Annotated in this window: 17 protein-coding genes; 9 read left to right on the top strand and 8 right to left on the bottom strand. The window is 72.6% G+C overall.

What is annotated here, in order from left to right:
* Positions 1–61: 61 nt before the first annotated feature.
* Both ACFZDE_RS11560 and ACFZDE_RS11565 read left to right on the top strand, forming a co-directional pair.
* Entirely contained in the window at positions 62–2,461 is a 2,400-nt protein-coding gene (locus ACFZDE_RS11560) for a DUF5682 family protein (protein WP_391199502.1), read from the top strand.
* A 139-nt stretch (positions 2,462–2,600) separates the two neighbouring features.
* On the top strand, positions 2,601–3,767 hold the full coding sequence (locus tag ACFZDE_RS11565; RefSeq protein ID WP_391199504.1) for a VWA domain-containing protein: 1,167 nt from the start codon (positions 2,601–2,603) through the stop codon (positions 3,765–3,767).
* Positions 3,768–4,163: 396 nt separating this feature from the next.
* Here ACFZDE_RS11565 and ACFZDE_RS11570 read toward each other — a convergent pair whose 3' ends face one another.
* A complete protein-coding gene (locus ACFZDE_RS11570) occupies positions 4,164–4,742 on the bottom strand; it encodes a hypothetical protein (protein ID WP_391199506.1) in 579 nt (192 codons plus the stop codon).
* A gap of 1,079 nt (positions 4,743–5,821) precedes the next feature.
* Here ACFZDE_RS11570 and sucC point away from each other — a divergent pair.
* Positions 5,822–7,000 (top strand): ADP-forming succinate--CoA ligase subunit beta, encoded by a 1,179-nt coding sequence (gene sucC, locus ACFZDE_RS11575; RefSeq protein ID WP_031111083.1) that lies wholly within the window; start codon positions 5,822–5,824, stop codon positions 6,998–7,000.
* Between the two features lie 21 nt (positions 7,001–7,021).
* Positions 7,022–7,906, top strand: a complete 885-nt coding sequence (sucD, locus tag ACFZDE_RS11580; RefSeq protein ID WP_391199507.1) for a succinate--CoA ligase subunit alpha — start codon at positions 7,022–7,024, stop codon at positions 7,904–7,906.
* A 219-nt stretch (positions 7,907–8,125) separates the two neighbouring features.
* Here sucD and ACFZDE_RS11585 read toward each other — a convergent pair whose 3' ends face one another.
* Complete coding sequence (locus tag ACFZDE_RS11585) at positions 8,126–9,535, bottom strand: helix-turn-helix domain-containing protein (protein WP_391199509.1); 1,410 nt, start codon at positions 9,533–9,535, stop codon at positions 8,126–8,128.
* A 96-nt stretch (positions 9,536–9,631) separates the two neighbouring features.
* On the opposite strand from ACFZDE_RS11585, the gene ACFZDE_RS11590 reads away from it, so the two are divergent.
* Positions 9,632–11,470, top strand: coding sequence for a DUF6350 family protein (locus tag ACFZDE_RS11590; protein WP_391199510.1), 1,839 nt, complete (start codon positions 9,632–9,634; stop codon positions 11,468–11,470).
* A gap of 6 nt (positions 11,471–11,476) precedes the next feature.
* Here ACFZDE_RS11590 and ACFZDE_RS11595 read toward each other — a convergent pair whose 3' ends face one another.
* Positions 11,477–12,274 carry a hypothetical protein gene (locus tag ACFZDE_RS11595; RefSeq protein WP_391199512.1) on the bottom strand — a complete coding sequence of 266 codons (798 nt, stop codon included), beginning with the start codon at positions 12,272–12,274 and terminating at the stop codon, positions 11,477–11,479.
* Between the two features lie 306 nt (positions 12,275–12,580).
* Here ACFZDE_RS11595 and purN point away from each other — a divergent pair, with 306 nt between their 5' ends.
* From purN to ACFZDE_RS11615, 4 genes are all read left to right on the top strand, one after another.
* The gene (purN, locus tag ACFZDE_RS11600) at positions 12,581–13,219 is read left to right on the top strand and encodes a phosphoribosylglycinamide formyltransferase (RefSeq protein ID WP_390993326.1); all 639 of its coding nucleotides are present in this window, start codon (positions 12,581–12,583) and stop codon (positions 13,217–13,219) included.
* Positions 13,216–14,778: a bifunctional phosphoribosylaminoimidazolecarboxamide formyltransferase/IMP cyclohydrolase gene (gene purH / locus ACFZDE_RS11605; RefSeq protein WP_391199514.1), complete on the top strand. Its 1,563-nt coding sequence runs from the start codon at positions 13,216–13,218 to the stop codon at positions 14,776–14,778. The genes purN and purH overlap by 4 nt, the downstream gene beginning before the upstream one ends.
* A gap of 159 nt (positions 14,779–14,937) precedes the next feature.
* Positions 14,938–15,468, top strand: coding sequence for a peptidoglycan-binding protein (locus ACFZDE_RS11610; protein WP_391199516.1), 531 nt, complete (start codon positions 14,938–14,940; stop codon positions 15,466–15,468).
* A gap of 35 nt (positions 15,469–15,503) precedes the next feature.
* Positions 15,504–15,857, top strand: a complete 354-nt coding sequence (locus ACFZDE_RS11615) for a hypothetical protein (protein WP_391199518.1) — start codon at positions 15,504–15,506, stop codon at positions 15,855–15,857.
* Between the two features lie 50 nt (positions 15,858–15,907).
* Here ACFZDE_RS11615 and ACFZDE_RS11620 read toward each other — a convergent pair whose 3' ends face one another.
* From ACFZDE_RS11620 to ACFZDE_RS11640, 5 genes are all read right to left on the bottom strand, one after another.
* The gene (locus ACFZDE_RS11620; protein ID WP_391199905.1) at positions 15,908–17,395 is read right to left on the bottom strand and encodes a protein kinase; all 1,488 of its coding nucleotides are present in this window, start codon (positions 17,393–17,395) and stop codon (positions 15,908–15,910) included.
* A 39-nt stretch (positions 17,396–17,434) separates the two neighbouring features.
* Complete coding sequence (locus ACFZDE_RS11625) at positions 17,435–18,220, bottom strand: FHA domain-containing protein (protein ID WP_391199520.1); 786 nt, start codon at positions 18,218–18,220, stop codon at positions 17,435–17,437.
* A 171-nt stretch (positions 18,221–18,391) separates the two neighbouring features.
* Positions 18,392–18,556 (bottom strand): ALF repeat-containing protein, encoded by a 165-nt coding sequence (locus ACFZDE_RS11630; protein WP_391199521.1) that lies wholly within the window; start codon positions 18,554–18,556, stop codon positions 18,392–18,394.
* Between the two features lie 92 nt (positions 18,557–18,648).
* Positions 18,649–20,304: a protein kinase gene (locus ACFZDE_RS11635; RefSeq protein WP_391199522.1), complete on the bottom strand. Its 1,656-nt coding sequence runs from the start codon at positions 20,302–20,304 to the stop codon at positions 18,649–18,651.
* Positions 20,301–20,480, bottom strand: a complete 180-nt coding sequence (locus ACFZDE_RS11640; protein ID WP_391199523.1) for a hypothetical protein — start codon at positions 20,478–20,480, stop codon at positions 20,301–20,303. The genes ACFZDE_RS11635 and ACFZDE_RS11640 overlap by 4 nt, the downstream gene beginning before the upstream one ends.
* Between the last annotated feature and the right edge of the window lie 15 nt (positions 20,481–20,495).

The following is a 20,495-nucleotide window of genomic DNA, read 5'->3' on the forward strand; positions in this document are numbered from 1 at the left end:
GGGTGGGACGGCGATCGGTGACGGGTCCGGTTCGGGACGTACGGGACGGGAGGGGGATGAAGTGACCGGTGTGGAAAGCGCCGTGGGCCGGCGAGCCGGGGCGGGGCCGGTGCTGCTGGGGGTGCGGCATCACGGGCCCGGGTCGGCTCGGGCGGTACGGGCGGCGCTGGAGGAGGTCCGGCCGCGGGTCGTGCTGATCGAAGGGCCGCCCGAGGCAGACGCCCTGATCCCGCTCGCCGCCGACGAGGAGATGCGGCCGCCGGTCGCCCTGCTCGCGCACGCCGTGGACGAGCCCGGCCGCTCGGCGTTCTGGCCACTGGCCGTGTTCTCCCCGGAGTGGGTCGCCCTCCGCTGGGCCCTGGACCATGACGTCCCGGCCCGCTTCATCGACCTGCCGGCCACGCACACACTGGCCTGGGAGAGCCAGGAGGACGAGCAGGCGTTTGAAGGCGAACGTCCGCTGGACGCCGAGAAGGCGGAGGTGGACGAGGACACCGGCCCCGGCCAGGCCGTCCTGCGGATCGATCCGCTGCGCGTGCTCGCCGAGACCGCCGGCTACGACGACCCGGAGCGCTGGTGGGAGGACGTCGTGGAGCACCGGGGCGCGGCGAAGGGCGACGCCCTCGCGCCGTTCACCGCGCTGGAGGAGGCCATGGGCACCCTCCGGGAGAGCTACGGCAGCGGTGGACACGACCGGGACCCGGTGCGGGAGGCCTACATGCGGCTCCAGGTACGCACCGCGCAGCGGGAGTTCGACGACGCGGTGGCCGTGGTCTGCGGGGCCTGGCACGTGCCCGCACTGCGGCGGAAGACCACCGTCGCCGCCGACAAGGCGCTGCTCAAGGGGCTACCCAAGGTCAAGACGGACCTGACCTGGGTGCCGTGGACCCACCGGAGGCTGTCCCGGAGCAGCGGGTACGGGGCCGGCATCGACTCGCCCGGCTGGTACGGGCATCTGTTCAGCGCCCCCGACCGGCCTGTGGAGCGCTGGCTGACCAGGGTGGCGGGGCTGCTGCGTGCGGAGGACCGGATCGTCTCCTCCGCCCACGTCATCGAGGCGGTGCGGCTGGCGGAGACCCTCGCCGCGATGCGCGGCCGTCCGCTGCCCGGCCTGAGCGAGACCACCGACGCGGTGCGGGCCGTGATGTGCGAGGGCTCGGACGTGCCGCTGGAGCTGGTGCGGGACCGGCTGGTCGTGGGGGACGTGCTGGGGGAGGTGCCGCCGTCCGCGCCGGCGGTGCCGTTGCAGCGGGACCTCACCCGGCTGCAACGACGGCTGCGGCTGAAGCCGGACGCGCTGGAGCGGGAGCTGGAACTCGACCTGCGCAAGGACAACGACGCCGCCCGCAGCAGACTGCTGCACCGGCTGCGGCTGCTCGGCATCAAGTGGGGTGAGCCGACGGCTTCCCGGGGCAGCACGGGCACCTTCCGGGAGACGTGGCGACTGCGCTGGGAGCCCGAGCTGTCCGTGCGGATCGCCGAGGCAGGGGTATGGGGCACGACCGTCCTGTCCGCCGCCACCGCCAAGGCCGAGACGGACGCCGTCACCGCGCAGGGCCTCGCCGATGTCACGGCGCTCGCCGAGCACTGCCTCCTGGCCGAACTGCCCGGCGCGCTGCCCACGGTGATGCGGATCCTCGCCGACCGAGCGGCTCTCGACACGGACGTCGGCCATCTCGCCCAGGCGCTCCCGGCCCTGGTCCGCTCCCTGCGCTACGGCGACGTGCGGGGCACGGACACCGGCGCTCTGGCCGAGGTCGCCGCGGGACTGGCCGAGCGGGTCTTCGTCGGACTGCCCCCGGCCTGCGCCGCGCTCGACGCGGACGCCGCCGACGAGATGCGGCGCCATGTCGAGGCGGTGCACCGGGCCGTGGGCCTCCTGGGCGACGCGCCAGCGGCCGGTCACGGCCGGCTGAGAGGGCGCTGGCAGTCCGTGCTGCGGGTGCTGTCCGGGCGGGACACCGTGCCCGGTGTCATCCGGGGGCGGGCCGTGCGGCTCCTGCTCGACGACGGGGAGCTGGCCCACGACGAGGCGGCCCTGCTGATGGGACTCGTCCTGTCACCGGGCACACCGCCGGCGGACGCGGCCGCGTGGATCGAGGGCTTCGTCGGCGGGGGTTCCGGCGGAGGGCTGCTCCTGGTGCACGACGAGCGACTGCTCGGGCTGGTCGACGCGTGGCTGACGGGTGTTCCCGCCGAGGCCTTCACGGACGTACTGCCCCTGCTGCGGCGGACGTTCTCGGCGTACGAGCCCGGGGTGCGCCGGACCCTCGGTGAACTGGTCCGGCGCGGGCTCGGGCCCGCCGGTGGCGCGAGCGCCGCCGGCGCGGGGATACCCGGCTTCACGGCCGACCTCGACCTGGAGCGCGCGGACGCCGTGCTGCCGGTCGTACGGCTGCTGCTCGGGCTGGACGACGTGGACGAGAACACGAACGACGAACTGGCGGGGGTGACGGGATGACGACCGTGGCACTGAGGGAGCGGACGGCGACGCCGACGGCCGGGGAGACCGCGACGGCCGGACTCCGGGCGGAAGTACGGCCTACGACGACCGTGCCGGTGATCCCGCTGTGGGAACGGCCTCGCAAGGGAGGCCGGGGATGACGGCCGAGGCGACGGATCCGGCGCAGGAGCGGCTGCGGCGCTGGCGGCTCGTGCTCGGAGGGGACTCCGCGGACGGCACCGGCTGCGCGCTGTCGGGGCGGGACGCGGCGATGGACGGGGCGCTGACCGCGCTGTACGGCAGAAAGGACGGCAGGTCACAGGGGGGCCGGGACCGTTCGGCGGGGCTCGGGGCATCGGCACCGTCGGTGGCGCGCTGGCTCGGCGACATCCGTACGTACTTCCCCTCCTCCGTCGTGCAGGTCATACAGCGCGACGCCATCGACCGGCTCGGTCTCGCCACGCTGCTGCTCGAGCCGGAGATGCTGGAGGCGGTCGAGGCCGACGTGCACCTCGTCGGCACACTGCTGTCGCTCAACAAGGCGATGCCGGAGACGACGAAGGAGACGGCCCGGGCCGTCGTGCGGAAGGTCGTCGAGGACCTGGAGAAGCGGCTCGCCACCCGCACCCGGGCCACCCTCACCGGCGCGCTCGACCGCAGCGCCCGCATCAGCCGGCCCCGCCACCACGACATCGACTGGAACCGCACCGTCGCGGCCAACCTCAAGCACTACCTGCCCGAGTACCGAACGATCGTGCCGGAGCGGCTCATCGGGTACGGACGGGCGAACCGGTCCACCAAGAAGGAGGTCATCCTCTGTATCGACCAGTCGGGATCCATGGCGGCATCGGTGGTGTACGCCTCGGTGTTCGGGGCGGTGCTCGCCTCGATGCGGACGATCTCCACGCGACTCGTCGTCTTCGACACGGCGGTCGTGGACCTCACGGACCAGCTGGACGACCCGGTCGACGTGCTGTTCGGCACGCAGCTCGGCGGTGGCACGGACATCAACCGGGCGCTCGCCTACTGCCAGTCGCAGATCACCCGGCCCGCGGAGACGGTGGTCGTGCTGATCAGCGACCTCTACGAAGGCGGCATCCGCAACGAGATGCTCAAGCGGGTCTCCGCGATGAAGGTGGCGGGCGTGCAGTTCGTGACGTTGCTGGCCCTCTCGGACGAGGGCGCACCGGCGTACGACCGGGAGCACGCGGCGGCGCTCGCGGCGCTGGGGGCTCCGGCGTTCGCCTGCACGCCCGACCTGTTCCCGGAGGTGATGGCGGCCGCGATCGAGAAGCGGCCGTTGCCGATACCGGACGCGGCGTGAAGGGCCCGGCGGAAGCGGGCAGATGACGCCATGTCGACGAGCCGTGGTCCGACGTGGAGCAGCAAAACGGACATGACGGGCCATCGTCAAGCAAGGGCTTGCGCAACCTCCGCACTCCCGTGCGAGGATCGGCGCCTGCTCGGCCGTGCGTGCTGCCGGCCGGGCAGTACCGCTTCCGTCGCACGGGAGGAAGCTCCCCCTCTTGACCTGGTCAGCAGCCCTGCCCGATGTCGCGATGCGCCCATTGCGCACCGCGGCCGGGCGGCGTGTGCTCCAAGTGACGCTGCTGGTGGGCGGGTTGCTGACGATCGGGCTGCTGTGCGGGGAGCGGGCGTATGCGGAGTGCGGCGCCGGGGCGCCGGGGGAGGGGCCGGGCGGCCGGGTCGCGGTCCGAGTTCACGTGCCGGGGCCGGCGGCGGGGGAACGGGTCGGTCGGGCTGTCGGTGACGCGGGGGAGGACGCGGGCGAGGGGGTGGCAGAGGGCCGGGTGAAAAGGCTGTCGCCGTTGCCGTCCTCGGCGCGGTCGTCGTCTTTGCGGTCGTTGCCGTCGTCCTCGCGGTCGCGGTCGTTGGAGCGGCCGTCGTACGAGGGGCGGCCGTCGCGCGAGGGGCGGCCCTCGTACGCGGGGTGGCCGTCGTATGAGGGGCGGCCGTCGTATGAGGGGCGGCCGTCGTACGTGGGGCAGTTGGCGTACGCGGGGCGGCTGGAGCGGCCGAGGGAGCCGTCGTCGCTCCCGGCCCCGCGCGAGCCCTCGTCGCGCTCTGTGCCGACCGGCGTCTCCGTGGTGCCCGCTCGCGCGACGGCGTCGAGCCTCCCCGCTCCAGATGCTGCGGCGGCGTCGAGCCTCCCCGCTCCAGGCGCTGCGGCGGCGTCGAGCCTCCCCGCTCCAGGCGGCGCTGCGGCGGCGTCGAGCCTCCCCGCTCCAGGTTCCCTGCCGACACCGCTCCCCTTGCCAGGGTTGCCAGCCGCACCCATGCTGCCGGGCTCACCTGCCCTGCCGAGTGTCCCGGTCCCCCAGCCGGGCCGCGTGGCGACGCCGGTGGGGGACGTGGCTGCATCCGTACGGCACGGCGGGGCACCACGCGCCGCGGCTCACGGCGAGGCGACTCACGCGGCACCCGCCCACCCGACGCCCCCCGACACACACACGCCCCCCGGCACACACACGCCCCCCGGCACACACGCGCCCCCCGGCATTCACACGCACCCCGTCAGACCCGCAGACCGCACCAGCCCCGTGAGCCACCCCAGCCCGGTCGGTCTCGTCGGTCATGCCTGTCACCTCGGACCCTGTAGCCATGTCGGGCCCACCCCGTTCGACCACCCACCCGGTGATCGTCCCGACGGTGTCCTCGGCAACCGGTCCCTCGCCGACAACGGATCGTCGCGGCACGGGGGCGACGTGCAGGCCGTCACCCCGGGGATCGTGCCGGTCACGCTCGTGCCCGGCGCTGCCGGGGAGCGCGGTCATGCGGCAGGCCCCCGGGGCGGCCACCCGGGCATCCCCCTCTTCCCCGGCTAGGACGGGCGACCGCCGCGGCTTTCCCGCCGTCGGCCCGCCCTCCGCGGCGGAGATCCCACAGCCCTTCACGAGATCTGACGCCCGGACGGCCGAAAGCCATCGGTGGTCCGAGGCCGACACCTCGTGGAGAGGGTCGGGCGGTCCCCATCGGGGTGGGGATCACCCGACCCGAACCCGGAGAGCCGGGCCCCTGAACAGGGGCTTCGTGCTCCTCCGGGGGTGTCCCGCGGGCCTCACCGGGTCAACCCCAGCCCGGTGAGGCCCCTCACCCACCCCCCGCCCACCCCCCACCCGCTCCTCACACCCGGCACGCCGTGCCAGAGAGCGCGGCATCATGTGACAGGTATCACCGCTCAGGTGTGACCCTCGATTTAGAGGCCTCCCTGAAGCAGCGATAACCTGCGAGACGGACATGCCGCGCGCTCGGACACCGTGTGCGCCTCCCTTGTGACAGACAGCGGACGTCACGTTGCCCTCGCGGCACGCCCACGCAGACAACGAACCGCGAGATCACTGATAGGGACGGAAGCGCGTGGACCTGTTCGAGTACCAGGCGAGGGACCTCTTCGCCAAGCACGATGTACCGGTGCTGGCCGGTGAAGTCATCGACACGCCTGAGGCGGCCCGCGCAGCCACCGAGCGCCTCGGTGGCAAGTCCGTCGTCAAGGCCCAGGTGAAGGTCGGTGGCCGCGGCAAGGCCGGCGGCGTGAAGCTGGCCGCGACCGCCGACGAGGCGGTCGAGCACGCCACCAACATCCTCGGCATGGACATCAAGGGCCACACGGTCCACAAGGTGATGATCGCCGAGACGGCCCCGGAGATCGTGGAGGAGTACTACGTCTCCTTCCTCCTGGACCGTGCCAACCGCACCTTCCTCTCCATCGCGTCCGTCGAGGGCGGCATGGAGATCGAGGAGGTGGCGGAGACCCGCCCCGAGGCCGTCGCCAAGACGCCGATCGACGCCAACGTGGGCGTGACCCCCGAGGTCGCCCGCCAGATCGTCCAGGCCGCGAACTTCCCGGCCGAGGTCGCCGACAAGGTCGAGAACGTCCTGGTCACCCTGTGGAAGACCTTCATCGAAGAGGACGCGCTCCTCGTCGAGGTCAACCCGCTGGCCAAGGTCGCCTCGGGCGAGGTCATCGCCCTGGACGGCAAGGTCTCCCTGGACGAGAACGCCGAGTTCCGCCAGCCGGAGCACGAGGCCCTCCAGGACAAGGACGCGGCCAACCCGCTCGAGGCCGCCGCCAAGGAGAAGAACCTCAACTACGTCAAGCTCGACGGTGAGGTCGGCATCATCGGCAACGGCGCGGGTCTCGTCATGAGCACCCTGGACGTCGTCGCGTACGCCGGTGAGGCGCACGGCGGCGTGAAGCCGGCCAACTTCCTCGACATCGGCGGTGGCGCCTCCGCCGCCGTCATGGCGAACGGCCTGGAGATCATCCTCGGCGACCCGGACGTCAAGTCCGTCTTCGTCAACGTCTTCGGTGGCATCACCGCCTGTGACGAGGTCGCCAACGGCATCGTCCAGGCGCTGCAGCTGCTCAAGGACAAGGGCGAGGAAGTCACCAAGCCCCTCGTCGTCCGGCTGGACGGCAACAACGCCGAGCTGGGTCGCAAGATCCTCTCCGACGCCAACCACCCGCTGGTCCAGCGCGTGGACACCATGGACGGCGCGGCCGACAAGGCCGCCGAGCTCGCGGCTGCGAAGTAAGGGACGAGGGACTAAACAGCCATGGCTATCTTCCTCAACAAGGACAGCAAGGTCATCGTCCAGGGCATGACCGGTGCCACGGGCATGAAGCACACCAAGCTCATGCTGGCCGACGGCGCGAACATCGTCGGTGGCGTGAACCCCCGCAAGGCCGGCACGTCCGTCGACATCGACGGCACCGAGATCCCGGTCTTCGGCACGGTCGCCGAGGCGATGGAGAAGACGGGCGCCAACGTGTCCGTCCTCTTCGTCCCGCCGGCCTTCGCCAAGGCCGCCGTCGTCGAGGCCATCGACGCCGAGATCCCGCTCGCGGTCGTCATCACCGAGGGCATCGCCGTCCACGACTCGGCCGCGTTCTACGCCTACGCCGTGTCCCAGGGCAACAAGACCCGGATCATCGGCCCGAACTGCCCCGGCCTCATCACGCCGGGCCAGTCCAACGCCGGCATCATCCCGGGCGACATCACCAAGCCGGGCCGCATCGGCCTGGTCTCGAAGTCCGGCACGCTGACGTACCAGATGATGTACGAGCTGCGTGACATCGGCTTCTCCTCCGCCGTCGGCATCGGTGGCGACCCGGTCATCGGCACCACGCACATCGACGCGCTCGCCGCGTTCGAGGCCGACCCCGACACCGACCTGATCGTGATGATCGGTGAGATCGGTGGCGACGCCGAGGAGCGGGCCGCGGCCTTCATCAAGGAGAACGTGAAGAAGCCGGTCGTCGGCTACGTCGCGGGCTTCACCGCGCCCGAGGGCAAGACCATGGGCCACGCCGGCGCCATCGTCTCCGGTTCCTCCGGCACGGCCGCCGCGAAGAAGGAGGCCCTTGAGGCCGCGGGCGTCAAGGTCGGCAAGACCCCGACCGAGACGGCCAAGCTGGCGCGCGAGATCCTCGCGGGCTGAACAGGCTGAACAGGCTGAACGGGCCGAACGACACTCGACGGCTCAGCCGTCGAGTTCTGGAGGTCATCGGTGGGCCCGCCCCCTGCACAGGGGGCGGGCCCACCGCCGTATCCGCGCCGCTTCCATGTCCGCGCCGCTTCCGATTCCGCGCTGCTCCCGATCCCGCGCCGCTTCCGATCCCGCGCCGCTTCCGATTTCCGCGTACGCCTACGCGGCCGGTCACCGCAGCTCCGGCAGCAGGCGTTCCGGTCCCTTCTGCTGCTCCTTGCGCAGCTTCGCGCGCAGTTTCTGCTCCCGCTCCGACAGCGGCCCGGGCGCGACCGGTGGCGGCACGCCCTGCACTGTCTCTCCCGGCGGTACCGGAGGCTCGTAGTGGGTGGGGGCGGTGCGGACGGTGAGGGCCGTGGTGCCGATCAGGGCGACCGTGAAGGCGATGGCGGCCCGGGTCCAGAACCGGGCCCTGCGCTCCCCGCCCCTGCGCACCACCGTGGGTTTCGCGGCCCGCAGCCGCTCGGTGGAGGCCAGCTCGACCAGCCGCCAGTGCAGTGTCTCCGGATCCGCCAGCTCCGGGAGCCGTTCGGCGAGCGCCTCGCGCGCGTGCGCCAGCCGGTTCACGGCCGCGCGGGTGCTCGCCTCCGTCTCCGCGGCCGCCTCAGGCAGGCCGAGCCCGACACCGTCGTAGAGGATCAGCGTGCGGCGGTAGGAGGGTGGGAGGTTCAGCAGACCGTCCATCAGGGCCCGGTCGAAGGCGTCGGGCGGGGGTGGTTCGGGGTGCCGGTGGCGCAGCCGGAGCCGGTGCCACGGCGAGAGCGCGCACTCGTAGGCCATCGCGCGCACCCAGCCCGCCGGGTCGCGGTCGCGGGCCACCTCGGGCCAGCGCTGCCAGGCGATCTGGAACGCCCGTTCCACCGACTCCCGGGCCAGCTCGCGACGGCCGGTCAGCAGATAGGTCTGCCGGACGAGCGCGGGTGCGCAGAAGGCGTACAGCGCGTCGAAGGCCTCGTCGGGGGTCAGCGCGGTGAGGGCGTCGTCCGGGCGGTGCGGGGGTGTCGTACGCCGGCGCTCGGTGAGGATGACGCGGTGTCCGTGCGGGACGGCGGCGTGGCTGTGGTGCGGGACGGCGGCCCGGCTGTGCTGCGGGGCGGGAGGACGGCTGTGGTGCGGGTCGGGGGAGTGGTCCTTCGTGGTGGGCGGCCGCTTCCGGTCGTCGTCGGTGGCGGCCCTGCGGCGGGCCCGGGCGGTTCGACGGGAGACCGGGGGTGGGGGTGGGGGCGCAGGTGTGGGCGCAGATGTGGGTGTGGGTGCCGGCTCGGGGGTGTCGTCATCGGCGGCGGCGTCCTGAGGGGGCGTCACCTCCGTAGGAGGGGTCACCTTCGCAGGAGGGGTCACCTTCGCAGGGGTCACCTCCGCAGGGGTCACCTCCGTCTCGTCGCCCAGTGAGTCGAGCAGCTTCGCGTACTTCTCGCCTTTGCGGCCGCGCGGTGTGAGACGGCCGGTCTCCCACCCGCGCACCGTCTCGCCGGTGACGCCCACCCGGGAGGCCAGCTGAGCTCGTGTCAGCGAGGCTGCCTCGCGCAGGCGTCGGCGTTCTTTGGGCGGGGGGAGCGGGAGGGCAGGGCTCTGTGTCACAGGGCGCCCCTCCGTCCGAAAAAGTACATAAACGTATTTTTAGCGACACAGCGAGGGTTCGCCTGTTACGACGGTAAAGCGCGTGTCGTTGGGAGCATGGCGGGCGTGACCGAGATGACCGCTCGCCGACGTTCGCCGTCACCCCCGCTCGCCCCTGTGCGTGACCGCTCGCCCGGGCTCGTCGGCGCCCTCATGGGTGGCGCGCTCGCGGCGGGACTCGGGCTCGCGGCGTTCGCCGTGCTGGTGATGCTGCTGTGGATCAGCTCGCCGTACCCGGACAGCGGGCCCGGCGGGGCCATGCACGTGACGGCGTCGCTGTGGCTGCTGGCGCACGGCGCCGAGCTGGTCCGCACCGACACGCTCTCCGGCGTCCCCGCCCCCCTCGGCCTCCCGCCCCTGCTGCTGCTCGCACTGCCGGTGTGGCTGCTGCACCGGGCGGCCCGGGACGCCACGGACGGCGGGGGAGAGGACGAGGACGACGACACCGGCGCCCACGCCTACGACGCCGGTTATGGCCATGGCCACGGTCATGGCCACGAGGGGGGCCTCGCCGTCGCCGCGAGCCGGCCCCTGGCCGCCCCCCGCACCGCGTGGACGGGCGTCGTCCTCGGCTACCTCTCCGTCGCCGCGCCCGCCGCCCTCTACGCCGCCGGGGGCACGCTGCGGCCGTCGTGGGTCTGGGCCGGGGTGTGTGTCCCGCTGGTCGCCGTCGTGGCGGCGGGGGCGGGCGTGTGGTCGGCGTACGGCTGTCCCGGTCGGCCCCTGCGGCGGCTGCTGGGCGTGCTGCCGACGGGAGTACGCCCGCTGGTGCTGGGCCCGGACGGACGCCCCGGCGTCGCCGCCCGGGCCTCGGCGGCCGGGGTGGCGGTGCTCCTCGGGGGTGGTGCGCTGCTGGTGGTGGGGTCGCTGGCGTGGCACGGTGCGGCGGCCCAGGCGTCACTGCTTCGGCTGACCGAGGGGTGGTCGGGGCGTTTCGCCGTGCTGCTGCTGTGCGTGGCCCTGCTGCCGAACGCGGTGGTGTGGGGCGCCGCCTACGCCCTCGGCCCCGGTTTCGCCCTCGGCGCAGGTCATGCGGTCGGGCCGCTGGCCTCGGCGCCGGCCCCGTTCCTGCCGCCGTTTCCGCTGCTGGCGGCGGTGCCGGAGGCGGGGCGGGGGGCGCCGGTGCACTGGGCGGCCGGGGCGGTGCCGGTGATCGCCGCACTGGTCGTGGGCTGGATGGTGGCGGCGGGTGCGGTGCTGGGGGAGCCGGGTGGGACGGCGCCGGGCAGCACGCGGGGGGCCGTGTGGTCGACCGGCCGTACCGTCCGTGCCGTCGCGCTGGCGTCGGTGCTGTGCGCGGGCGTGCTCGCGGGGCTGGCCGGGCTGTCGGGCGGCCCGCTCGGTGCCGGAGCGCTGTCCCGGTTCGGCCCGGTCTGGTGGCAGGTCGCCGTCGCGACGCTCGCCTGGCTGGCGCTGCTGGCGATCCCGACGGCGGTGGCGGTACGGGCCTGGCGGTGCCGGTCGCCCCGGGCGGAGAAGCCGAGGGTCGCCAAGCAGCGGGAGGACAGGGCCGAGGGCATCCATGCTGCCGGGCCGCTGCGCCAGGGGGCCCGGTTGGGCCGCGGCCGCTTCACGCGCACCGGAGTTGCCGGTATCGCGGGGGTGGCCGGAGGCGTGACCGACGCTTCGAGAGGTGCTGGGTCGTCAACGGCTGACATGCACACCGAGGACGTCAGGCCCCGCACCCCGCCCGACCAAGCCGAAAACCAAGCCGAAAAGCAAGGCCAAAACCAAGGCCAAGACCGGGACCCCGGCCAAGGCCAAGACCGGGACCACGACCACCCAGACCCCGACCAGGACCAGGACCACGACCGTGAAACGGACCCAGGCTTCTACGACTTCCTGTCGTCCGACCCGGCCCCCTCCCCCCGGCCCAACCGGCCAAAGACCCCCTGAGAGACGTCAGTCGTTCGTCCCCAGCAATCCCCGAAGCTCCTCCGGCAGCAGCTTCGAGCAGGACTGCTTCGCCTCGTTGGTGAGGGCGTCGTTCGTGCACGTGTAGTAGTCGCGGTAGACCAGCTGCGCCGTGAAGGTCGCGGCCACCAGGGCGATCGCCAGGGACGCCGTGACCAGGCCGCTCACCGCCGCCGTCGTCTGGGGGCGGCCGCCGCCCTGCTGCTCGGGGGCGGGAGAGTCCGGGTCCGGCCTGCGGGGCCCCGCGCGCAGGGAGCTGATGGCCCAGTACAGGGCGAGCGCGCCGAGCAGCAGCGCCACGTACGGCCAGCTGAAGAGGGCGAAGAAGAAGGCCCACATACCCGACAGCAGCGCGTAGCGCGCCCGGCGCTGCGCGGGATCCGTCGGGTCCCAGCGCGCGTTCGGACCGCCGCCCTGGGGGCCGCCGCCCTGGCCCTCGGGCCCACCGCGCGGCCGCTCCCCGAAGCCGCCGGGGGAACGGCCGGGCTGCTGGTCGCTCCACTGGCTGCCCCAGGGCGAGGAGCCGCCGTTCCCCCCGCCGGAGTCCTGGGAGTCGTCGCCCGACGGGCGGCGCGGCTGCCAGGGCCGGTCCGGGGTGCCCTCGGGCGGCGGGGCGAAGGGGTTGTCGTCCTCCTGGGACCCGCGCCCCCGCCCCTGCTCGCCCTCGCCGCCCGAAGGCGCGTCGGGCGGTGAGCTGGGGCGCTCCCGCAGCAGCACGGCGCCGCGCTCCCCTCCCTGCGGCAACAGCTGGGGGAACGTGAGGAGTCGCAGGCTGCGGTCCGGCATCAAGGTGAGCGTCTTCCCGTTGGTGAGGAGCGGTGTGTGGACAGAACGGAACGGCGTCGGACCCGGGTCCGTCATCCTCTGAACGCACCACGTCCGGACGTCGTTCCCGAACCGGCTCCGTCCAGACGCTACCTTCCGGCCCCGCCCCCGTCCCGTGGGGGCCGTCCGGTGTGCCGGTATCGTTGCTGACGGTCGGCCGGTTCGTAGGCTTCCCCGTATCCGGGGACGCGAAGCATTCGTATGAATGTACAAAATGCTGGGCGCCGGCCGCCTTGGACAGACGCTCCCCCGAGAAAGGCCCCCACCGTGGCCGCCAAGCCCGTGGCCCCGCGCGCCAAGCGCCTCGTCGTGCTGGTCTCCGGATCCGGCACCAACCTCCAGGCGCTGCTCGACGAGATCGCCGCCGTCGGCGCGGCGGAGTACGGGGCCGAGATCGTGGCCGTCGGCGCGGACCGCGAGGGCATCGAGGGGCTGGCGCGGGCCGAGCGCGCCGGACTGCCGGTGTTCGTGTGCAAGGTCAAGGACCACGGCAGTCGCGAGGAGTGGGACACCGCCCTCGCCGAGGCCGTCGCCGCGTACGAGCCCGACCTCGTCGTCTCCGCCGGGTTCATGAAGATCGTCGGCAAGGAGTTCCTCGCGCGGTTCGGCGGACGGTTCGTCAACACGCACCCCGCGCTCCTGCCCAGTTTCCCCGGAGCCCACGGCGTGCGGGACGCGCTCGCGTACGGCGCCAAGGTCACCGGCTGCACCGTCCACTTCGTCGACGACGGCGTCGACACCGGGCCGATCATCGCGCAGGGCGTGGTGGAGATCCGGGACGAGGACGACGAAGGCGCTCTGCACGAGCGCATCAAGGAAGTCGAGCGAAGGCTGCTCGTCGAGGTCGTGGGGCGGCTCGCCCGCAACGGCTATCGCATTGAGGGACGAAAGGTAGTTATCCAGTGACCGCCGAGAGCAACAAGCGGCCCCTTCGCCGGGCGCTCGTCAGCGTCTACGACAAGACCGGTCTCGAGGACCTCGCGCGCGGGCTCCACGAGGCGGGGGTCGAGCTCGTCTCCACCGGCTCCACCGCCGCGAAGATCGCCGCTGCCGGCGTCCCCGTCACCAAGGTCGAGGAGCTCACCGGCTTCCCCGAGTGCCTGGACGGCCGGGTCAAGACCCTGCACCCGCGCGTGCACGCGGGCATCCTCGCCGACCTGCGTCTGGACAGCCACCGCGAGCAGCTCGCCGAGCTGGGTGTCGAGCCGTTCGACCTCGTCGTCGTGAACCTCTACCCGTTCCGTGAGACCGTCGCCTCCGGTGCCTCGCCCGACGAGTGTGTCGAGCAGATCGACATCGGCGGCCCCTCGATGGTCCGGGCCGCCGCCAAGAACCACCCCTCGGTCGCGGTCGTCACCAGCCCCGCCCGGTACGCCGACGTGCTCAAGGCCGTCCAGGGCGGCGGCTTCGACCTCGCCACCCGCAAGCGGCTCGCCGCCGAGGCCTTCCAGCACACCGCCGCCTACGACGTGGCCGTCGCCTCCTGGTTCGCCTCCTCCTACGCGCCGGTCGACGAGTCGCGGTTCCCCGACTTCCTCGGCGCCACCTGGGAGCGCGAGCACACCCTGCGCTACGGCGAGAACCCGCACCAGCCCGCGGCCCTGTACGTGTCGGGCACCGGCGGCCTCGCCCAGGCCGAGCAGCTGCACGGCAAGGAGATGTCGTACAACAACTACACGGACACCGACGCCGCCCGTCGTGCCGCGTACGACCACACCGAGCCGTGCGTCGCGATCATCAAGCACGCCAACCCCTGTGGCATCGCGATCGGCGCGGACGTCGCGGAGGCGCACCGCAAGGCGCACGCCTGTGACCCGCTGTCGGCGTTCGGCGGTGTGATCGCGGTCAACCGCCCGGTCAGCAAGGAGATGGCGGAGCAGGTCGCGGAGATCTTCACCGAGGTCATCGTCGCGCCCGGCTACGAGGACGGGGCCCTGGAGGCCCTCACCAAGAAGAAGAACATCCGCGTGCTGCGCTGCCCCGACGGACCGGCCGCGCCCGTCGAGGTCAAGCCGATCGACGGCGGCGCGCTGCTCCAGGTCACCGACCGGCTCCAGGCCGACGGCGACGACCCGGCCCACTGGACGCTGGCGACCGGCGAGGCGCTGAGCGCCGACGAGCTGGCCGAGCTGGCGTTCGCCTGGAAGGCCTGCCGCGCGGTGAAGTCCAACGCGATCCTGCTCGCCAAGGACGGCGCCTCGGTCGGCGTCGGCATGGGGCAGGTCAACCGGGTCGACTCCTGCAAGCTCGCGGTGGAGCGGGCCGGTGAGGAGCGGGCCCGGGGCTCGTACGTCGCGTCGGACGCGTTCTTCCCGTTCCCCGACAACATCGACGTCCTGGGCGCCGCGGGCGTCAAGGCCATCGTCCAGCCCGGCGGTTCGGTCCGTGACGAACTGGTCGTGGAGGCCGCGCAGAAGGCCGGCGTCACGATGTACTTCACGGGGACGCGGCACTTCTTCCACTGAGCCGCACCACATGCGAGGGCCCGCCGGCCACTGACCGGCGGGCCCTCGCCGTTTCTGCCGGACCGCCGTGATGAAAGGCGTACCTACAACCTTCCAGGTTCCGGCCCACACCGTCCGCCGCCACAGTGGCGGCTGGAACATCAAGGGGGAAGGGACCATATGACAATCCGTACGCCCAGGCGTCGCCTGACCGTCGTCGCCGTTCTGGGCACCGCCCTCGGGGCCGTCCTGGCCATGAGCACGACGCCCGCCTCAGCCGCCTCCTCGGACGGCTACATCAGCGGAAGTGGCGGCTTCCGCAACGACTGGTCCGACGAGTTCGTGTCATCCGGAGCACGGTCCAACGCCGTCTGCATGTGGCAGAAGATCCTGTGGGCAGAGGGGCTGCTGTCGAACCCTGAGGTCGACGGAGTCTTCGGTGGCAAGACCGTCCAGCGCACCAGAACGCTCCAGAGCCGCTGGCATGTGTCCCCGACCGGGAAGGCCGACAACACCACCTTCACCGCTGCCGCCGCGCCCGCCCGGCTGAAGTACGTCTCCGGCAGCACGGGGAGCGGCAAGCGGCTGGTGCTCAAGTACGACGGCTTCGACCACGACTTCAACCTGGTGCGCAATGAGCGCGGGCGGTACGAGTTCCACCTGGACGGCGCCTGGAAGCCGGGGACGTACAAGAAGCGCACCTGCCAGTGACCCACGACGCACCGCACATCAACGGGAGGAACCCCATGGGCAAGCGAATCGCGACAGTGCTCGGCGCAGCCGCCGCGGCCTTGATGCTCACCGCGACCACGGCGTCCGCGGACACGATCATCACCGACGAGGGCAACTTCATCTATTGGGAGAGGACCTGCGACACGTCGTACGCCGGTACGGTCAGCAAGACCAAGGCGACCACCGCGAAGGGCAACGACGGGTCATGCGCGGGCCACGCCTGGGTCCGCGCCCTCAGGAGCGGCAGCTGGACCAAGTGGGAGCACGGATCCACGAGCAAGTCCATCAGCAGCTCCACCGGCAAGATCACCAAGGCTCAGCACAAGGGCTGCGAGAAGTGCACGCCCTACACCACAGAGATCAAGTAGGCCGGTCTTCCCGACGGGGCCCGTACGCCGCCTCAGACGGCGTACGGGCGTCAGCCGAACAGGGAGAGGATCGTCCACAGCACCGACTTGGTCGAGCAGCTGTCCACCAGCCGGTGTGACTGCGGGGCGGCCCTGCCCGCCACGTTGCCCATGCTGTTGACGGTCGAGCAGCCGCTGCGTTGGGCCATGCGGCGACGGTCGGCGCCGGCGGGCTCGAAGTCGGTTCCACGGAAGTACGTCACGTCGTGGTTCTTCCGCTCGTCCGCGACGTTGTTGAAGATCGAGCGGACCGGAGCAGTGGCCGCCCATGTGCAGGTCTCCTCGCCCGAGTGCCAGTCGGCGTCGTCGCCGCGCCAGCTGCACAGCTTGCCGTTGCCGTTGTACTCACTGAAGAAGCAGACGCTGTCCTCGGGGCACCGGTGGTAGCCGTAGACCAGTTGGCCGTCGGGCCCGCGTGCGGCCGACTCCGTGGGCAGGGCCGTGTACACCGGCACTCCGTCGTCCTGATTCACATACAGATACGCGGCCCCCAGCGTCCCGGTCGTGGCCAGCAGCACCGTGGCCAGGGCCGACGCCAGTACAGGGTGTCGTTGCCAGAAGCGGGGCCGCAGGCGTGGCAGGCGGGCCGAGCGGGCCACGCCCGCCGCTTCCTCTACACGGCGCAGGAGCGTGGCCGTGTCGAATGTGACGCGATCCCGGTGCTTCGGGGCCAGGCAGTCGCGCACGATCTCCCGCCACTCGTCGGGGAGTTCGGGGGACAAGCGCAGTTCCTCGGCGCCGCGCGCGTAACGCATCGCCGCGTCGGTGCGCGCCTCCGTGCTGCTGCCCGGCAAGGGGTGGAAGCCGGTGAGGACCACGTGTGCGAGGACGCCGAACGACCAGATGTCGGCAGAGGGGCGGATTCGGGTGCCCCGCTCGTCGATCTCCGCCCAGAACAGTTCCGGCGGGGTGTAGTCGGGGGTGGCGAAGACGGGCGCGTACGCGTGTGTGCCCTGAAGTTCGGCGGCCAGGTTGAAGTCGGCCAGCCGTACCGAACCGTCCTTCATCAGCAGGACGTTGGCGGGCTTGAGGTCGCCGTGCACCCAGCCCGCGTGGTGCAGTTGGTGCAGGCCCTCGCAGACCTGGGCGAGCAACGCCGGGCCCGAGCCGGGCGTCGGGTCGTGTTCCAGTACGGCGTCCATCGAGCCCTCGGCGCGCTCTAGGACGAGGACGGTGGCGCCGTCGAGCTCGGGGTGGTCCGGATCGTCGACGGTCAGGGTGTCGTACATGCGGATGAGGCGGGGCGCGCGCAGCCGTTTGAGCAATTCCACCTCACGCTCTGCCAGTTCACGCAGATGGCGCAGCTGGCGCGGAGTGCGGGTGCCGGTCGGCAGGAACTTCAGGGCCACCCGGCGGGGCAGAGCCGGATCCGCTTCACCCGTTGCCCTGCCCGCGTACACCGTCGCGAAGGCACCCGACCCGAGAGCCTCCCGCACCTCCCACTGGCCCACGCGGTAGCCCTGAGGTACGGGCACCGCGTGCGGCTGCTGTCCGGACATGCTGTTCACGGATCTGTCCCCTCCCCGTCCGGACACGACCTAGGCGTCCACTTGGTACCGGCCGACCTCCGGAACGTCGCGCAGCGTCTCGGCGACGACGGCGACGGGCTCCGCGAGCACGGTCAGGTCGTCCTCGCGAACCAGGTCGAAGCGGAGCGCGAGGGAGACCAGGGACTCCTTCTTGCCGTTGACCCGCCTGCCGGGCGTGGCGGTGTCGGGGCCGGGGCGCAACCGGAGTTTGAGCGCGAGGTAGTCGATGTTCCAGTACACGGCGGACCGGCTGACCGTCGGCCAGACGCCCCGTAACCGCTCCACCAGCTGCTCCACCGCGGGCAGCGGCGCGTGCGGCGCGCCGCGCAGCCGGGGCTCGCACAGCGCGGCCAGCACCGCGAAGTACCTGCTGGTGTGGTCCAGGGCGAACGCCGGCGCCGTGATGGTGCCGGGCATGCCCTGGCGGTCGGCGCTGCGGAAGGCGTGTCGTGGCGCCCAGACGTCGAAGCTGAGCAGGTCACCCGCGGCGGGCAGGACCACCCGCGCGAACTCGAACGGCACCGGCGCCTCCAGTCGGCCCGGTGGGATCTTGAGATGCTCTCCGGCGCCCTCGGGGTTGTCCACCACATAGGTCTGGTGCTCGCTGAGGTTGCTCAGCAGCCAGAAGGACCGGTGGGCGGTGATCTCCCCGGCGACCCGGGAGACCCCGTCGTGGCTGATGGTCAGTCCGCCGTCCGGCACGGCCCGGCCGAACGACAGCCGCTCCCCGGTGGCGATCCGCAGCTGGTCGTCCACTCTGCCGCTGTCGGGCGGCACGACGATGACGCTGTACATGGACCCGTCCCCCTCAAGATCCCCAGTTCAACGTTCAACATGAGAAAGGGTAAGCGGGGCCTGAGTGCGGCAGCGAAGCTTTGAGACAGCATGGCGCGTCGCGGCTTCCGGCCCTCCCGTGGGGGACCCGGAGGCCGCGTCGCGGGACCCGGTGAGAGTCTTGGGCGAACGTCAGGCGGCGACCTCGTACCGCCCGGTCTCCAGGAAGGCGCGCAGGGCTGCGGGGGTGTTGGTGTCGAGGGTCTTGTTGGCTTCGCGCTTGACGCCCGGCGGCGAAGGCCGGAGTGGTGAGCAGGAGGGCGGGGGCCAGGGCGCCGGCGGCGACGAGCAGGGCACCGCTGGCGAGTCTCATGCATGAGCATGTCCCCATGCCTCGCTCGGTGGGTCCGTCCATGCGCGGCGACAGGGCAATGTCCTTGCCCGCGAGGTCACTTGTGGGCGTCGGGCGCGTACTCCTCCAGGAAGTGGGCGACGCGTCCGGCGTAGGTGCGCACATCCTCGGGCACACCCTTCGTCGCGTTCACCGTGCGGTACGACGTGCGGTACGCGGAGGCGATCAGGACCTGGCGGTCGCCCGGCAGGTCCTGGTGGAGGCGTGGGGCGATCCAGCACAGGTAGCGGCCCATCGCCGGGATGGACTCGGCGGGTGGGAAGGGCGGTTCGGGGACCGTCTCGCCGGGGGTGCCGTCCTCGTGCATCCACCAGCGCAGGACGCGCGGGGTCCAACGGGCGATGCCGTACTCGTCGTTGCCGGGGTCGGCGAGGTCCGGATCGAAGTCGCTCTCCACCTTCAGCATGGCGGCGATCAGGACCGGCGTGACCTCCTTCTGGTCGCAGTCGTGCGCCGTCTCGACGATCAGCAGCCGGTAGGCGGGCGGAACGCCCCGGTCGGTGCGGAGTTCGGAGGCGCCGTACGCCGCGGCGGAGACGTTCGCGGAGGCGCCGGACCCGGCCCCGGTACCGCCACCGGCCCCGCCCGCGCCCACCCAGACGCTGATGCCGTAGGCGAGGGCGGCCAGGGTCCCGGTGGCCCCGGCCACGACGGCCGTGACGGACGGGACGAGAGACCGGCGGCGCGGGCGGCGGGCGGTCCGCATCCGGCGCCCGCCGCGCAGTCGGGGCAGGCGGAAGGCGCGGCCGTCAGGGCCCGCGGCCGCCGTCGCGCGGCGCAGCAGCGCGGCGCCGCCGATGCGCTGCCGGTGCGTCCGGGTCAGGCAGGCGCGCACGATCTCCCGCCAGTCCTCGGGCAGTTCCGGTGACAGGCGCAGTTCGTCGGCCCCGCGGGCGTAGGCCGTAGCCGCGTCGCGCCGGGCGGTCGGGGTCGCGCCGGGCAGCGGGAAGGAGCCGGTCAGCACGAGGTGGGCGAGGACGCCGAAGGCCCAGATGTCGGCGGACGGGCGGATACGGCGGCCGCGTTCGCCGATCTCGGTCCACAGCAGTTCCGGCGGGGTGTAGTCGGGGGTGGAGAAGGCCGGTGTGTAGGCGTGGGTGCCCTCCAGCTCCGCGGCCATGTTGAAGTCGGCGAGGCGCACCGAACCGTCCGCCATCAGCAGCACGTTGGCCGGCTTGAGGTCGCCGTGCACCCAGCCGGCGTCGTGCAACTGGGCGAGGCCCTCGGCGATCTGCGCGAGCAGCGCGGGGCCGGCCGCGGGCCGGGGCGTCGCGGCGAGCAGCGCCGACAGCGAGCCCTCGGCCTTCTCCAGCACGAGGACGGTCGCGCCGTCCAGCTCCGGCCGGCCCGGGTCGTCGACCGTCAGCGTCTGGTACATCCGCACCAGCCGCGGGTGCCGCAGCCGCCGGTACAGCTCGACCTCCCGCTCGACCAGTTCGCGCAGGTGGGTCAGCCGGCGGGGCGTGGCCGTCCCGGTGGGCAGGAACTTCAGCGCGGCCGTGGGCGGCAGTCCGGCCCCGGCTCCGGCCTCGGCCCCGTCACCCCCGGCCCCGTCACCGTCGCGCCGAGTGCCGTCACCGACGCGCCGGGCCGCGTACACACTGCCGAAGGCGCCCGTCGCGAGGGGCTCGCGCACCTCCCAGTCGCCGACCCGGTAGCCCTTGGGCACCGGCACGGCGTACGCCTCGGTCACCGGACCGGCCCGGCCGGGCGCAGGCCGCCGACGAACCGGAGGCCGCCGACAAGTTCGAGGCCGTCGACGATCCGAAGGCCGCCGACGAACCGGAGGGCGCCGGGCGCGAGCCTGTCGGGGGTGGGGTTCCGCTCGTCCTCCGTGGTCGGCGGAGGTACCGCGATGACGCTGTACAAGGTGCTCTCCCCGTG

Origin of the sequence: Streptomyces sp. NPDC007929 (assembly GCF_042959065.1) — a bacterium.
In the GTDB taxonomy this organism is placed as follows: Bacteria; Actinomycetota; Actinomycetes; order Streptomycetales; family Streptomycetaceae; genus Streptomyces.

What these genes read in the sequence shown, in the direction of transcription:
- ACFZDE_RS11620 (WP_391199905.1), bottom strand. Translation starts at nt 17,395, where the DNA reads ATGTCCGGACAGCAGCCGCACGCGGTGCCCGTACCTCAGGGCTACCGC.
- ACFZDE_RS11565 (WP_391199504.1), top strand. Translation starts at nt 2,601, where the DNA reads ATGACGGCCGAGGCGACGGATCCGGCGCAGGAGCGGCTGCGGCGCTGG.
- sucD (WP_391199507.1), top strand. Translation starts at nt 7,022, where the DNA reads ATGGCTATCTTCCTCAACAAGGACAGCAAGGTCATCGTCCAGGGCATG.
- ACFZDE_RS11615 (WP_391199518.1), top strand. Translation starts at nt 15,504, where the DNA reads ATGGGCAAGCGAATCGCGACAGTGCTCGGCGCAGCCGCCGCGGCCTTG.
- ACFZDE_RS11570 (WP_391199506.1), bottom strand. Translation starts at nt 4,742, where the DNA reads ATGGGTGCGGCTGGCAACCCTGGCAAGGGGAGCGGTGTCGGCAGGGAA.
- ACFZDE_RS11625 (WP_391199520.1), bottom strand. Translation starts at nt 18,220, where the DNA reads ATGTACAGCGTCATCGTCGTGCCGCCCGACAGCGGCAGAGTGGACGAC.
- ACFZDE_RS11595 (WP_391199512.1), bottom strand. Translation starts at nt 12,274, where the DNA reads ATGCCGGACCGCAGCCTGCGACTCCTCACGTTCCCCCAGCTGTTGCCG.
- ACFZDE_RS11610 (WP_391199516.1), top strand. Translation starts at nt 14,938, where the DNA reads ATGACAATCCGTACGCCCAGGCGTCGCCTGACCGTCGTCGCCGTTCTG.
- ACFZDE_RS11590 (WP_391199510.1), top strand. Translation starts at nt 9,632, where the DNA reads ATGGCGGGCGTGACCGAGATGACCGCTCGCCGACGTTCGCCGTCACCC.